Source organism: Mucilaginibacter terrae (genome assembly GCF_042679325.1).
GTDB classification, from domain to species: Bacteria; Bacteroidota; Bacteroidia; order Sphingobacteriales; family Sphingobacteriaceae; genus Mucilaginibacter; species Mucilaginibacter terrae.
In genome coordinates, this window is record NZ_JBHTMJ010000010.1 from 143524 (window position 1) to 158707 (window position 15184).

Here is a 15184-nt window from a genome sequence, read left to right on the forward strand (position 1 = left end):
TTAAGCCTGATTATAAACGTTTAATAATTATAAAAGGTTTATTTTTATACCGTACAATTAACAGCTAAAACTTAAACTTCTGGGCCACATGCTTTTTATACTCAACAATATTAATTCGGTTTGTAACCAGTACCTGGCCGAACTGCGCGATGCCGAAACCCAGCAAGACCGTATGCGTTTCAGGCGTAACCTGGAACGTATTGGCGAAGCGCTGGCTTATGAGATCAGTAAAAAATTGAAGTATGATGCCGTTGAGGTGCAAACCCCGTTGGGAATAGCGCAATTAAACGTGCCTGCCGAAATACCCGTGCTGTGTACCATACTACGGGCTGGCTTGCCTTTTCATCAGGGGTTTATGAACATGTTCGATAGGTCGCCTTCGGCATTTGTAACGGCGCACCGTAAAACCAAAAAGACCGGTAGTTTCATCATAGAAATTGAACATATATCCACCCCTAATCTTGACGGTAAAACTTTGATACTTATTGATACCATGCTGGCTACCGGGCAAAGTGTGGTGCAGGTATGCAAGGAGTTGTTAGGTCAGTACCAGTTGGCTTCCCTGCATGTTGCTGCAGTTATTGCCAGTGCCGAAGGCGTGGAACACGTGCGCGCCAACCTGCCCATGGCCAATTTATGGATTGGTGCGATAGATGAAGAAATGACCTCCAAGTCTTATATTGTGCCCGGCCTGGGCGATGCGGGCGATTTGGCATTTGGTGAAAAGGTGTAGAAGCGATGTGCGGATTAAAGGATGTGCAAATGTGCAGATGGTAGGATGTTGTCAATTCTATAATCCTGCAAATTCAGGTTCAAAACAATTTACCGTTTTTTAATTCATCCGCACATCTGCATATTTGCACATCCGCACGTTAAAATATGAAGCATTATACCCATCTTTTTTTCGACCTTGACCATACTATTTGGGATTTTGACCGTAATGCGGAGGAAGCCCTGCATGAGCTGTTTGTACAACACGAACTGGAAACGTTAGGACTGGCATCCGCCGCCGATTTTATAGCCACTTATACCCGTAATAACCATGCTTTGTGGGCAGATTACCATTTGGGCAAGATAGACAAGGAAACGCTGCGCCAAACCCGTTTTAAAAAAACGTTTACAGACATGGGCTTGCACCCCGATGCCATACCGGTTACTTTTGAGGATGCTTATGTAAACCTATGCCCTACCAAAACCAATCTTTTTCCGCATGCGCACGAAACGTTGAGTTACTTGCAGCATAAATACACGTTGCACTTAATCACCAATGGCTTTCGGGAATCGCAGGATGTTAAGCTGAAAGGCTCTGGATTGATCAAATACTTTCAGCATATCATAATTTCCGAGGAAGTAGGTTTTAACAAACCCCATCAGGCTATATTTGAGCATGCCCTTAACCTGGCCGGCGCAGTAAAGGAAGAAAGTATGATGATAGGCGATAGCCTGGAGGCTGACGTGTATGGTGCGCTCAATTTTGGTATAGATGCCATCTATTTTAATCCCTTAAAAGCACCTAAGCCCGATGATGTGCCCGTGCAGATCCATAGCTTAGATGAACTAACCCGCTTATTATGAACGTGAACGATGAACATAAAACCATAACCGATGCACTGGATACGTACCGCAGCTGGCTGGACGAAATACCCGATGAGCAGTTTGGCCAAACGCCGCCCATGGGTGGATGGAGCTATGCCGAGGTGTATTCGCATATTATGCAGGCGAGTTTAGGTTCATCGGTAGCGGCCGAAAAATGCTGTCGTAAAACGGGGGTCATTACTAACAAAGGTTTGAATCTGAAAGGGATGTTCGTTTTTTTGATCGGCAGTTTACCGCCGGGTAAAAGGCAAGCGCCGCCAGCGATAGCCGCTTTAACCAAAAAAATAGACAAGGAAGAAGCCCGCAATTTGATCGTTCGCCTGCGTAAACGGGTGGAGGAGTTGGCGGCACTTATGCACAATGGCATTAATAAAGATAATAAGATAAGTCACCCCAGTTTGGGCATGCTTAACGGACCGCAATGGTTGAAATTTATACGCATACACTTACAGCATCATATCAAACAATTAAACAGGATTAAAAAAAGTTTTCCACAGAGGTAACTATCACACATTTAATATAGTCTTAACAGGGAAGTAATTTAAATACCTGACTTTTATCCTGTTATTATGAATATCGAGTTCCCCTATCTGATAGTTACCGCATTGCTGTTTTTGTTGGCTGCTTTTTACCTTAGTCCGTATGAGCTAAGCGTAAAGGAAGAAGATGACGACGAGTAGTACTATCAACCTTTTAACTTTGTATTTAGCTGCACCTATGTGCAGTAATAACGCTATACGTTTAAAAAACCGTAATGGCTAAACGCGACGTTGATATAGTAGTAATTTCGGATGTGCACCTGGGCACTTATGGCTGTCATGCCAAAGAGTTGCTGCGCTACCTCAAAAGCATCCGCCCCCAAAAAGTAATTCTTAACGGCGATATTATCGATATCTGGCAGTTCAGCAAATCGTACTGGCCCGAATCGCACATGAAAGTGGTACGCCGCCTGCTTAAATTTGTGACCGAGGGTGTGCCGGTTTATTATCTCACCGGTAACCACGATGAAATGCTCCGCAAGTTTGCCGATTTTAACCTTGGACAGTTCCAGTTGTTAAACAAGCTGGTGATGGAAGTGGATAACAAAAAAGCCTGGATATTTCATGGTGATGTGTTTGATGTAACCATGCAGCATTCCAAATGGCTGGCCAAATTAGGCGCGGTAGGATATGATACCCTAATCATTCTCAACAGTATGGTCAATTGGCTGCTTACCACCCTGGGCAGGCAAAAGATGAGCTTTTCGCAAAAAATAAAGGGGAAGTTTAAAGACGCAGTGAAGTTTATTAACCACTTTGAACAAACCGCCGCCGACCTGGCTGTTGACAAGCAATATGATTACGTGATATGCGGTCACATCCATCACGCCGATATCCGCGAAATTAAGGCTACCGATGCTCCCGGTTCGGTACTGTACCTTAACTCGGGCGACTGGGTGGAAAGTCTCACTTCGTTAGAATATGCTAATGGTAAATGGACCATCTTTAAATATAATGCTGCTGATTTTAATACCGAACCCGACGAAGAAGACAAAGCCGATACTGAAGACCTGAATAATAGCCTTGATATTAAAGTGCTGCTGGAGAAGTTTAAGGTAGATACGCAATAGAAGAGCTGGGTTTGGGTTGCGGGGAGTGAGGTTGCAGGGGGCGAGGTGTAGAAAAGTGCAGGGAGTGCATGTTGTTTAAATTTGTATATAACTAAATTTATTAGTATATTTGTTTTTAATGAATTTATAAGATTAATACTTAGAATATTAAAATCTTTAATATCTTACGTGCCTAATCTTACATCACATTAATGACCTTCATTGCAAGCGTAGTCGCAAAGAAAGGAGTCGCTATAATTGCTGACTCTTTGGTAACATCTCAATTACCAATCTTACATTATAACAAATTCCTTACGTACCTTGATTCTCAGCCTAATAATCAACAAGGTGAAAAGTTAATTAATCCAGAAGATATTTTGGGACTGTTTAATTCAGAGCCAGCTTTCACTAAAGATTTTGAAGAAAAGCTCTTTAGATTGAACAGGTTTACTGCCATTACGACTACAGGAATGGCTTATATAAATGGGAAGAGTATCTCTGACATAATTGAAATTTTAAGATTGGACCCGGAGATTAATATAGACGATATCGCTATTCCTATAGAAAAAAAGTTAGAACAAGTAAAGCATTTCTTAAATAATCTTGTAAGGGAACATATTGCTCAAATCGGAGTAATGGGGTACTTGGCATTTATAATTACGTATTATGAAAAACATACTCATCTAACACATATTTACAGAGCAAGTATACTTGAAGCATCTGCCGAAACGTTGAATGAAAGTAATTATAATTATGTTTCCATAAATAAAGAGCAAGATTGGGTTAATGTAGTTTGTGATGGACAAAATAAAATCAGTGAAAAGATTCTTTATGGTATAGGAAGAGAGATGTACGGTATATTTGATGATTTTGTTAATAATATTTTAAACAAACTTCCATTACCAGAAAACTTTAATATAAATGAATTCGTAAAACAATTACGTGACGATGATTATTTTAACAATATATTTTATGGAGATATTGAATTACTCAATTTAAATAATCTAAGTTTGCAACATGCTGTAGATCTTGCAAGTTTGTTGATGCGTTTAGAGGTTGATTTTCAGAAGTATACAAAAAATATACCTACCGTAGGAGGTGTTATTAAATTAGCAGTTATTGATGAAAATGGATTTAGATTTTTATCAGGCGATAAAGTAGAGGTACCTAAACACATAAATTATTAATCATGAAAAAAGAATTTAACAATCTCCAAAATGGAGTAACAAGTAAAAATCTAAAAGATTTTTTTAATACACATTCACACATGGAGAATGAAAAGAAGCAAAGTAGAAATAGAGTAATGCAATCCCAATTATTAAAAGTAACTGGGGGTAAGAATATTGTTGTATCAAATTCAAATAGATAAACACATATATTTACAATATAATATAATGGCAATCGAATTTCGATTGCCATTTTTAGTTTAATGATATCTGATAATTATGCAAGTTATTAGCAGTAAAATTACGCCGTTGCAATCAAATTATCCCTACAAAAAACGCTTTATCCTAAAAGCCGTTTATATTTGCAATGTTACCAGCCGCCAAAAAATGAAAATACTTTATGCCATACAAGGAACAGGGAACGGTCATATCAGCCGTGCACGTGAGATTGTTCCGCTGTTGCAGCAGTATGGCGAGCTGGACTTGCTGGTAAGCGGAACCGAGGCCGAGGTGGCTTTATCGCAACCACTCAAGCACCAGTTTCACGGGTTTAGCTTTGTGTTTGGTAAAAAGGGAGGGGTTGATAAGTGGACTACCTTCAAACGTATGGACCTGTGGCGGCTCTGGAAGGATATTCATAACCTGCCGCTCAGCCAGTATGATCTCATTATTAACGATTTTGAACCTGTAAGTGCCTGGGCGTGCCGGGTGCAAAAAATACCGGCCGTATCGTTAAGTCACCAATGCTCATTCGTGTCGCCCAAAACGCCAAGGCCCAAAAGCTGGAACTATGCCGAATGGTTGTTTAAATACTATTCGCCAACCGAGTATCATGTAGGTTTCCATTTCGATAGGTACGACGATTTTATTCATACGCCCGTTATCCGTAGTGAGATTCGTGCGCTGGAACCAACTAATGCTGGCCATTATACGGTTTACCTCCCGGCGTACGATGATAAAACGCTGGTGAAATTTTTGAGCCAAACCACTGATGTGCCCTGGCATATTTTTTCAAAACGGCAAAAAACACCTTACCAAACCGGTAATATCCAAATTTTCCCTATCGATAATTCAAGATTCAATCAAAGCATGGCCTCCTGCGAGGGGCTGCTCACCGGCGGCGGTTTTGAGGGGCCGGCCGAGGCGCTGTTCTTACAAAAAAAGGTGATGATGGTACCCATGACGGGCCAGTACGAACAGCAATGCAACGCCCTGGCTGCATCACAACTGGGCGTGCCGGTAATTAACAGCATAAACGCCCACACCCTGCCGCTTATTAACAACTGGATAGGCAGCAACAATAGAGTACAAGTCAACTTCCCCGACGAAACCGCGCAGATTGTAGAAAAACTGGTTAAACAATATACCCGCCGGTAAGCTGTACCAGCTTAAACAATTTTCAGTAATATTGCCACTTGAAACCATGGCACCTGCATGATCGATATTTTCAGGCGGTTTAACCCGCTGAACATTTTCTGGCTGGCAATTTTGCTGTTTATATTGCGGGCTGGGTATGTGCTGTTTGCGCCTGCCGCCATACCGCTGCATTTAACCGAGCCGTTCGTTCGCGCGCTAATGCCGCAAGCCTATGCCGATACTTTAACACCCGCGGTTAGCGTATTACTGGCAGGCGCGGTGGTGGTGCTACAATCGGTACTGGTTAATTACCTCATTAATCATTATAACTTATTAGGCCGCCCCAGCTTTTTGCCGGCCTTAATGTATGTGGTGCTTTCGGGGTTGTTTACGCCGTTTTTGGTTTTGAGCGCGCCTTTGCTGTGCAACTTCGTGATCATCTGGATGCTGTTTAAACTGCTCGATTTGTATAAGACCGAAGAATCCAAATCTTTAGGTTTCGATCTGGGTATGCTGGTAGCTACCGGCTCTCTTATTTATTTGCCCTTTACTTATTTAATGGCAGCTGTTTGGTTTGCGTTCATCATCTTTCGCCCGTTCGACTGGCGCGAGTGGACGGCTACGCTTATTGGCTATATTACCGTATTCTTTTTTATAGGTGTAATTTATTACCTCAACGACAGGTTGCCTTACTTCTATCAAATATGGCTGCCGCTGGGTTCTACCTTTAAGGCGCCGCAGGTTTTAGATAAGTACGATTTGATTTTGCTCATCCCTGTAGTTATTATTGTGTTTTTAGGGCTGTTTAAATTGCAGGAAAATTTCTTTAAAAGTTATGTGCTCATCCGCAAAGCGTTCCAGTTATTATTTTTTATGGTGCTTATTGCGGCAGTATCTTTTTATGTGCGGCCCGAGTTTGGATTGAGCCACTTTTTGTTGTGCGCGGTGCCTGTAGCTATATTTTTTGCTTACTATTTTTTGTACGCCGGCAAACGATGGGTGTACGAAACGTTGTTTATTTTGCTTATAGCCAGCATTATTTACTTCCAGTTTAACAATTTTTAACTTTTACATTCGTTCAGGTTCAACCTGTTGTATTAGCTTTGTAACATGAAATTTGGTGTAGTTATTTTCCCCGGTTCCAATTGTGATGAGGACATTATTTATGTGCTCGAAAAAATTATGGGTCAGCAGGTGGTACGCCTGTGGCATAAGGACCATGATTTGCAGGGTTCCGAAATGATTATCCTGCCGGGCGGTTTCTCTTTTGGCGATTACCTGCGCTCCGGCGCTATCGCCCGTTTTTCGCCTATTATGCAGGAGGTTATACAGTTTGCATCTAAAGGGGGTTATGTAATGGGTATTTGCAACGGTTTTCAGATACTGGCCGAAGCCGGTTTAGTACCGGGCGCGTTACTGCACAACAGGCAACGCAAGTTTATTTGCCGCAACACATTCCTGGTTCCGCAAACCCGCAACTCGCTGCTTACTTCGCAAATTGATGAGCAAAAAGTGTTAAAGATTCCTATAGCTCATGGCGAGGGAAATTATTTTGCCGACGCAGATACGCTGCAAGGACTGAAAGATAACGACCAGATTTTGTTCCGTTACACTGATGAGGCGGGTAACATTACCGATGAAGCCAATCCTAACGGATCATTAGAGAATATTGCCGGCGTGTGTAACCTTAACCGCAATGTGTTTGCCCTGATGCCCCACCCCGAGCGTGCCGCCGATACTTTACTGGCAAACGAAGACGGACTGGCCATATTTGAGTCGATATTGAGCATGGTTAAGGCCTGAGATGGCACAACTGGTCATTGATATTGGCAATACTTTTACAAAGATGGCCGTTTTTAACGGTTCATACTTATTGGGGATAGGTAATTACACCGAGGTTCATAATTACGATGTGAGCCAGCTGTTTGAAACCCATATAATTACCACGGCCATTGTATCAAGCGTAAAAAAAGAAAAGGATGCCTGGCTGGGTATGCTGGAAGAGCGGGTTAAAGTACAATACTTCAACCGCGATATGGCTCACGGCATACACAACCATTACGGCACACCGCAAACGCTGGGGCTCGATAGGCTGGCCGCAATTATGGGCGCCCGTTACCTGTACCCTAATAATGATAACCTGGTAATAGATGCCGGCACCTGCATTACCTACGATGGAATAGATGCCAGCGCAAATTATTACGGAGGAAGTATATCTCCCGGCTTACAAATGCGTTACAAGGCATTGCAGCATTATACTTCGGTGCTGCCGCTGGTAAAGGCCGATGCCGGGTTTAATAATTATTACGGCACCGATACCGAAACCGCCATACGCTCGGGCGTACAAAACGGTATGTTATACGAAGTACAAGGATTTATACAAAGCTACAACAAGCAGGAAAAACACCTGAAGATTATACTCACCGGCGGCGATAGTGTTTTTTTGGATACTGTGCTGAAAAATAGCATCTTTGCCGGCTATATAAAAACGGAGCCATACCTGGTTCTGCAAGGATTAAACGCAGCTATACAAGAGCATAATGATTAAATATATAAGATCGGGTCTTACTTTTTTATTTACCGTACTTACCATAGGCGCCATGGCGCAGGCCACGGCCACCACCAGTTCGCCATACTCGCAATACGGCCTGGGTACCTTAAATGATGGCTTACTGCCACAAACCCGTGCCATGGGTGGTATAGCAACCGCTATTAACCGTTTAAGTGGTTACAATACTATTAACATTCAAAACCCGGCATCGTACAGCTATATTAACTTAACCAGTATCGATATTGGTTTATACGGCAATATATCCACCCTTAAACAAGGTAGTCTCACCGGTCAAAGTAACGGCAACTTCCGTTTAAGCCATTTTAATTTTGCAGCACCTGTAAGCAAACGCTCGGCACTCAGCTTTGGTTTGGTGCCTTATTCCGAACTGGGTTATAATTACAGCAACTCGGGCACTATTGATACCAATACGGTAAATTATATTTACAACGGCGACGGCGGTTTATCAAAAGCCTATGCCGGTTACGGGTTTGGCATTGGCAAGCACCTGTCTTTTGGTGGTAACATATCCTATATATTTGGTAACCTGCGTAAATTTCGTTCAACCGAATTACCTAACCTGTTCGGGGCTATTAACACCCGCAGCGAGCGCAGTAACAGTGTAGGAGGCATAAATTTCGATTATGGTACACAAGTTAATTTCGACCTAAGTGAAACTAAACACTTGATATTTGGCTATTCGGGTTCGGCCAACACCAGTCTAAAATCTGAAATAAGAAATGTGGTAAGCCAATACCTGGTTAATATTGATGGCCTGGAGAGTACCGAGACCCCGGCAATTGACACCCTATCCAACCAGATCCTATCTAACGGAAAAATTAAACTACCCTTAATACACCATTTTGGGGTGTCTTTTCAAAAAGACGGCAAATTTTTAATAGGTGCAGATTATAGCTTGGGCAACTGGTCGGCTTTAACCATTGGTGGAGTAAACGAAGGATTACAAAACAGCCAAAGCTTAAATATAGGAGGACAATATACCCCTAATAATAATTCCTTACGCAGTTACCTGGCTTTAATTGATTACCGGCTGGGCGTACGCCTCGAAAAAACCAACATTAGGGTAAGCAACACCGATATTAAACAACAGGCCATAAGTTTTGGTTTAGGCCTGCCGTTGCCACGTAACGGCGGCGCATTTTATAAAGTGAACCTTGCTGGCGAATACGGACAACGCGGCACACTATCGAACAGCCTGATCAGAGAAAACTTTTTTACCATACATATAGGCTTTACGCTGAATGATACCTGGTTTAATAAATATAAATTTGATTAATATATTTGCATTTCTTATCAGCAAAGGTTACTGGCTGGCTTTTATAGCCGGCCTGTTGCTTTTTAGCGCCTGCGAAAACGATATGAAGGACATTCAGAAAATATCGTCGCAGGAGGTAAGCAAGCCTATTAACCGTACCACGGGCCTTGATGTAATATACAGTGATTCGGCAAAGGTAAAATCGAGGTTAACTGCCCCGCTATTGCTCGAATATACCGATAAGCACTTTAGGGAAATGCCTAAAGGGCTGAAAATAGTATCATACGATTCGGCTAAAGGGATGAAGGAGGCTGGGCAGATTATGGCCGATTATGGTATAGAACGGCAGAACGATAAGATTATTGAATTGCGTCGCAATGTAGTAGCTACTAATATTCAGGGTCAAACCTTCAAATCCGACGAGTTGATCTGGGACCAGAATAAAAAGATCTTTTACAGTAACAAGCCGGTACAGATTACCTTTGCCGACGGTACTATATTCTACGGAACCGGGGCCAGCAGTAACGAAAGTATGTACCCATGGACCATCCAAAATACTACCGGCCAAATACCGGTAAATCAAAACTTTGGGCAGTAAATTTTGTTTAAAAACTTTTTATGAAAAGTTGTATCTTGCGCCCTCTTTTAAATGAAGTGAAAATTTATTTTTTTTAGGTTATATGGGTATAATGAGTTTTTTGCGTGAACGCATGGGTACAATTTTAGTTGTGATCATTGGCGTGGCGCTTTTTGCCTTTATTGCAGGCGAAGTAATTACGTACGGCCGCTCTTATATGGGTGGCGATCAAACCACCATAGCTGAAGTAGCAGGCGAGAAGGTTGCTTATGAAGGTTATCTGGAAAAAGTTAAACAAGGCACCGAAATGTTTATGCAACAATCGGGTCAAACCAGTTTAACGCCACAAATTACCGATTATGTACAGGAAAATGCCTGGAACCAAACTTTAAGCAGCATCATCCTTAAAAAGGAAGTTGATAAATTAGCTTTGGTAGTTGGTACTTACGAAACACAAGCCATGGTTAGCGGGCCAACCCCTAACCAACAGATCACCCAGTATTTTACCGATCAAAAAACCGGTCAGTTTAACCGTGCCGGCTTAGATAACTTTTTACGCCAGATTCAAACTGCCAAATCAGGCGACCCGATGTTAAAACAATGGAACGGTTTGGTTACTTCATTAATTGAGCAAAAAAGAGTAGAAAAATATTTCGCTTTAGTACATAATGGTTTATATGTAAACTCATTAGAGGCTCAGGATAGCTACCAGGCCAAAAACAAACTGGCTAAGTTTAGTTATGTACAATTGCCTTACAGTTCACTGGCCGATAATAAGGTTACCGTAACTGACGATGATTACCAAAGCTACTATAATGAGCATAAACCATTATTTAACAACCCACAGGAGTTAAGAAGCTTTGACTATGTTAGCTTTAACGCCTCACCATCAAAAAGTGATACAGCCGCTATTAAGCAACAATTGGAAAAAATTATCCCTGGGTTTAAAACTGCGGCTAACGATTCACTTTTTGTACAGATCAATTCTGAAACAAAATCCCCGTTAATGTATAAACGCAAAGGCCAGTTAGATCCGGCTTTGGATTCGGTAATGTTTAACGCTACTCCGGGCTTTATATATGGTCCGTTTGTATCTGGCGGAAGTTACAAGGTTGCCAAACTGGTTGACAGCCGCGTAGGTTCCGATTCGGTTTCGGCACGTCATATTTTATTTAGTACTGCCGCCGGTGTTGACAAAGCAATGGCCAAGGCCGATTCGGTTAAAAAGCTGATAGAAGGCGGTCGTCCGTTCGCCGAGTTAGCTAAAAACTTTTCCGAGGATAAAGCATCGGGCGAAAAGGGTGGCGATTTAGGTACGTTTGGCCGTGGTGCTATGGTTCCTGTATTTGAAGAAACCGCATTCAATGGTAAACCAGGCGATCTTAAAATTGTAACATCAGAGTTTGGGGTACACTTAATTAATGTATTAAGCCAAAAAGGTTCATCTAAAGTGGTGAAAGTAGCCGTGGTTGATAAGCCATTGGTAGCAACCGATAAAACGCAAAGTGCTGCTTATAATAAAGCACAAACATTTTTAGCTAATGTAAATAATGACAACTTTGCGCAGGAAGCTAAAAAAGCAGGTTTATCTGTAAAGCCAGCCATCGATGTAACAGGTACAGCTTCGGCTTTGCCAGGTTTGGATAACGCCCGCGAACTGGTTAAATGGGCATTTACCAAAGCCGAAAAGGGTGATGTGGTTGACCAGGTTTATACCCTGGGCGATCAGTATGTAATTGCTCACCTGACTAAAATAAAAAAACAAGGTGTTTTAGCTTTAGAGGATGTTAAAGATCAGATCAAAGCTGAAGTATTGACGAGAGTAAAAGCCCGTCAGTTAAGTGAAAAATTACAATCGGCCTTAAACGGTGCATCAAGCTTGCAGCAAGTGGCTCAAAAAGCAGGGTCTCAGGTGGTACCGATAGAAAATATTGTTTTTGCTAACCCTGTTATTCCTGGTTTATCATTAGAATACAAAGTAATAGGTACTGTATTTGGTATGCAGCCTAAAAAGCTGTCGAAGGCTATTGAAGGTGCAAATGGTGTTTACGTAGTATCTTTAGATAGCTTCCTGAACCCTGCTCCGTTAACTAACACGGTTCGCGAAAAAGAGCAGATCAGCCAAACCATGATGCAACAGGCCGATAACCGTTTATTTGATGCCCTGAAAGATAAGGCGAATGTAAAAGATTACCGCGCTAAATTCTTATAGCAAAAATTAAAGTAATTTTACATCCGAAAGTGGCGTTATGCTGCTTTCGGATTTTTTTATTTTAAGTATTATGGATATTCAGGAAACGTTTGTAAATAAAGTAGCACAAAGCGGTTTAGTAACGCTCGATCCGGCCAGTTTTTACCCCGAGGGCGAAAGGGTGATCTACGATATTAAAAATAACCTGTTTATGGAACTAATGCTTCGCGAAAAGGACTTTAGGGAGTTTGTTAAAACGCACGACTGGACTCAGTATGCCGGTAAAAACATAGCCGTTACCTGTAGTGCCGACGCCATTGTACCTGCCTGGGCTTATATGTTGCTGGCTAACCGTTTGGCCCCTTATGCCCGCGAGGTGGTATTTGGCAATGCCGAAGTATTGGAAACTGTGCTGTTCGAAAAGTCAATGTCGAAAGTAGATTTTGAACAGTACCGCGATCAGCGCATCGTGTTAAAAGGCTGCGGCGATGTGCCGGTACCTACATCGGCTTATGTAGAACTAACCAAAAGATTGACCCCCATAGCCAAAAGCCTGATGTTTGGTGAACCTTGCTCAACGGTGCCCATTTATAAAAGGAAAGATTGATTATATAAACACACAAAGTGTTTTGCCTCTACATCCGGTAACTAACCGTAGAGACACAATACTTTGGTAACTATATACTACTTTACACCAATTACTTTTAAATAAATTGTAATTGGTGTAATTAACTTCTATATTTACATTGTAATCGAAACGCAATGATAAATATAGAGATTAAATCAATAAGAGAGTTAATCAAGGCATTCCCTGATGAAAAAACCTGTATTAGTCATTTAGAGCAATTACGTTGGAACGGCAACGTAGTTAGCCCGTTTGATGAAACATCTAAAGTTTACACTACCGCACGTGGTTACAAATGTAAAAATACTGGTAAGTATTTCAACGTTCGTACCGCTACTTTATTTGATAACACCAAAGTTGAATTACAAACTTGGTTTCTTGCCATATACCTTGTTACCGCACACAAAAAAGGTATATCTTCACTTCAATTAGGCCGTGACTTAAACGTAACTCAAAAAACCGCTTGGTTTATGTTACAACGCATCCGTAATTGTTTCGGCATTGAAAGTGCCGAAACTGAAATCGATAACGATAATAAGCTTGGTGGTTCGGGTGTAATTGTTTAAGTTGATGAAACCATAGTTGGCGGTAAGGCCAAAAATATGAGCAACAAAAAGCGTAAAGTTATAGCCGAAACTAAAGCAGACCGCAACAATAATAAGACCGTTCTGCTGGGCTTAATGGAACGTGGCAGTAGACTACGTTTACAGGCCGTTAAACCAACCGATTTTGTGCCTGACTTATTAAGGGCTAACGTGGACTTAGAATCTGTTTTAATGACTGATACGGCTAATACTTATTTCAAAATTGGCAAAGATTACGCTTATCACGGCGTTGTAGATCATGGAAAAAAAGAGTACGGACGGGGATACAATTATACAAACGGCATTGAGGGCTGCTTCTCACAATTTGATAGAATGGTAATAGGTATTTATCATTACATATCACCAAAGCACATTCAAAAATATGCTGACGAGTTTACTTTCCGTTTTAACAGTCGCAAGGCAACTGATTTAGTTCGTTTTAATACACTACTTTCAAACTGTAACAATCGTTTAACCTATAATAACCTAATTAAATAATGGAGAATAATAGCCAGTTACTAATTTATAGAACGCCTAACGGAAATACTGAAATAGAGGTAAATATCGATAAGGATAAAGACACTGTTTGGCTTACTCAGAAACAGATAGCAGCACTATTTCAAACAGGTGTTGACAATATAAATGTTCATTTAAAAAATATTTATGAAAGTGGAGAACTTCATGAATCTACAACTATTGAAAAAAATTCAATAGTTCAAATTGAGGGGAACAGAAAGGTTAAAAGAGACGTTCTAACCTATAATCTTGATACCATAATATCTGTAGGATATCGAGTTAATACTATTCAGGGAACGCATTTTAGAATTTGGGCAACCAATCAATTAAAAGAGTTTGTAGTAAAGGGGTTTGTTTTAGATGATGCTAAACTGAAAGGTCAAAAATCAAACTACTTTGATGAGCTACAAGAACGTGTAAGGGAAATAAGGGTATCGGAGCGCAATTTTTGGGATAAGGTTAAAGATATTTTTGCAAGCACAAGCATGGATTATGACAGTAATTCAGAGATAGCCAAAAAATTCTTTGCTACCGTTCAAAACATGTTTCATTACGCTATACATGGCCATACAGCAGCTGAATTGATAAAAGAACGCGCCGATGCCTACAAAGACAACATGGGTTTATATACATACGGTGGCACAGCATTAACAAAAAAAGATGTAGTGGTAGCAAAAAATTACCTAACCGAATTAGAGATTAAAAGGTTAAATCTACTATCCGATCAGTTTTTGTCTTTCGCTGAATTGCAAAGCGTAGAAAAACGCCCTATGTACATGGCAACATGGGTATCTAAACTAATAGATTTTTTAAAACTAAATGAAAAGCCTATACTTTATGACGCTGGTAAAGTGAGCGCAGAGGTTGGAAAACAAATAGCATTAAAGGAATTCGATAAGTTTTCTATTCAGCTTAAAAATGAAACAAAAGGGCTTAAGAAATATTTGGCAGAAAGCGCAACCCCGGCTGATTTTGTAGAGGTAAAAGCAAAAGAGCCACTATCGGACTTTAATACTAAACTAAATACAGCCTTAAACTACAAGCCTAAAAAAGATAAAAAGGACGATGAGGACGATGATTTAGAATCTGGTGTTGTTGTGTTAAAATAGATGTAAAAACTACAACTTATTCATATATTTAAGCCACCTAACAAGTGGC

The 15184-nt window shown here is 41.0% G+C and carries 17 protein-coding genes; all 17 read left to right on the forward strand.

Going from position 1 to position 15184, the window contains the following annotated elements; genetic code table 11:
* Positions 1–88: 88 nt before the first annotated feature.
* Positions 89–733 (forward strand): uracil phosphoribosyltransferase, encoded by a 645-nt coding sequence (gene upp, locus ACFQ3S_RS09210; protein WP_377163565.1) that lies wholly within the window; start codon positions 89–91, stop codon positions 731–733.
* A gap of 146 nt (positions 734–879) precedes the next feature.
* Positions 880–1575 carry a YjjG family noncanonical pyrimidine nucleotidase gene (locus ACFQ3S_RS09215; protein WP_377163567.1) on the forward strand — a complete coding sequence of 232 codons (696 nt, stop codon included), beginning with the start codon at positions 880–882 and terminating at the stop codon, positions 1573–1575.
* The gene (locus ACFQ3S_RS09220; RefSeq protein ID WP_377163570.1) at positions 1572–2099 is read left to right on the forward strand and encodes a DinB family protein; all 528 of its coding nucleotides are present in this window, start codon (positions 1572–1574) and stop codon (positions 2097–2099) included. The genes ACFQ3S_RS09215 and ACFQ3S_RS09220 overlap by 4 nt, the downstream gene beginning before the upstream one ends.
* Before the next feature lie 251 nt (positions 2100–2350).
* The gene (locus ACFQ3S_RS09225; RefSeq protein ID WP_377163572.1) at positions 2351–3205 is read left to right on the forward strand and encodes a UDP-2,3-diacylglucosamine diphosphatase; all 855 of its coding nucleotides are present in this window, start codon (positions 2351–2353) and stop codon (positions 3203–3205) included.
* 191 nt (positions 3206–3396) lie between these two features.
* Complete coding sequence (locus ACFQ3S_RS09230) at positions 3397–4371, forward strand: hypothetical protein (protein WP_377163574.1); 975 nt, start codon at positions 3397–3399, stop codon at positions 4369–4371.
* Positions 4372–4373: 2 nt separating this feature from the next.
* A complete protein-coding gene (locus ACFQ3S_RS09235) occupies positions 4374–4553 on the forward strand; it encodes a hypothetical protein (protein WP_377163577.1) in 180 nt (59 codons plus the stop codon).
* Positions 4554–4737: 184 nt separating this feature from the next.
* Positions 4738–5727 (forward strand): glycosyltransferase family protein, encoded by a 990-nt coding sequence (locus tag ACFQ3S_RS09240; RefSeq protein WP_377163579.1) that lies wholly within the window; start codon positions 4738–4740, stop codon positions 5725–5727.
* 57 nt (positions 5728–5784) lie between these two features.
* The gene (locus ACFQ3S_RS09245) at positions 5785–6771 is read left to right on the forward strand and encodes a DUF6427 family protein (protein WP_377163581.1); all 987 of its coding nucleotides are present in this window, start codon (positions 5785–5787) and stop codon (positions 6769–6771) included.
* Between the two features lie 45 nt (positions 6772–6816).
* The gene (gene purQ, locus ACFQ3S_RS09250) at positions 6817–7509 is read left to right on the forward strand and encodes a phosphoribosylformylglycinamidine synthase subunit PurQ (protein WP_377163583.1); all 693 of its coding nucleotides are present in this window, start codon (positions 6817–6819) and stop codon (positions 7507–7509) included.
* A 1-nt stretch (position 7510) separates the two neighbouring features.
* Positions 7511–8254: a type III pantothenate kinase gene (locus tag ACFQ3S_RS09255; protein ID WP_377163585.1), complete on the forward strand. Its 744-nt coding sequence runs from the start codon at positions 7511–7513 to the stop codon at positions 8252–8254.
* Positions 8247–9554, forward strand: coding sequence for a hypothetical protein (locus ACFQ3S_RS09260; protein WP_377163587.1), 1308 nt, complete (start codon positions 8247–8249; stop codon positions 9552–9554). The genes ACFQ3S_RS09255 and ACFQ3S_RS09260 overlap by 8 nt, the downstream gene beginning before the upstream one ends.
* On the forward strand, positions 9547–10131 hold the full coding sequence (gene lptC, locus ACFQ3S_RS09265) for an LPS export ABC transporter periplasmic protein LptC (RefSeq protein WP_377163589.1): 585 nt from the start codon (positions 9547–9549) through the stop codon (positions 10129–10131). Before ACFQ3S_RS09260 ends, lptC begins: the two co-directional genes overlap by 8 nt.
* A gap of 91 nt (positions 10132–10222) precedes the next feature.
* Complete coding sequence (locus ACFQ3S_RS09270) at positions 10223–12322, forward strand: peptidylprolyl isomerase (protein ID WP_377163591.1); 2100 nt, start codon at positions 10223–10225, stop codon at positions 12320–12322.
* Positions 12323–12392: 70 nt separating this feature from the next.
* Positions 12393–12908: a DUF2480 family protein gene (locus tag ACFQ3S_RS09275; protein WP_377163593.1), complete on the forward strand. Its 516-nt coding sequence runs from the start codon at positions 12393–12395 to the stop codon at positions 12906–12908.
* A 155-nt stretch (positions 12909–13063) separates the two neighbouring features.
* Positions 13064–13492 carry a hypothetical protein gene (locus ACFQ3S_RS09280; protein ID WP_377163595.1) on the forward strand — a complete coding sequence of 143 codons (429 nt, stop codon included), beginning with the start codon at positions 13064–13066 and terminating at the stop codon, positions 13490–13492.
* A 12-nt stretch (positions 13493–13504) separates the two neighbouring features.
* Complete coding sequence (locus ACFQ3S_RS09285) at positions 13505–14008, forward strand: IS1595 family transposase (protein ID WP_377163713.1); 504 nt, start codon at positions 13505–13507, stop codon at positions 14006–14008.
* Complete coding sequence (gene rhuM, locus ACFQ3S_RS09290; protein WP_377163597.1) at positions 14008–15135, forward strand: RhuM family protein; 1128 nt, start codon at positions 14008–14010, stop codon at positions 15133–15135. The genes ACFQ3S_RS09285 and rhuM overlap by 1 nt, the downstream gene beginning before the upstream one ends.
* Positions 15136–15184: the final 49 nt, after the last annotated feature.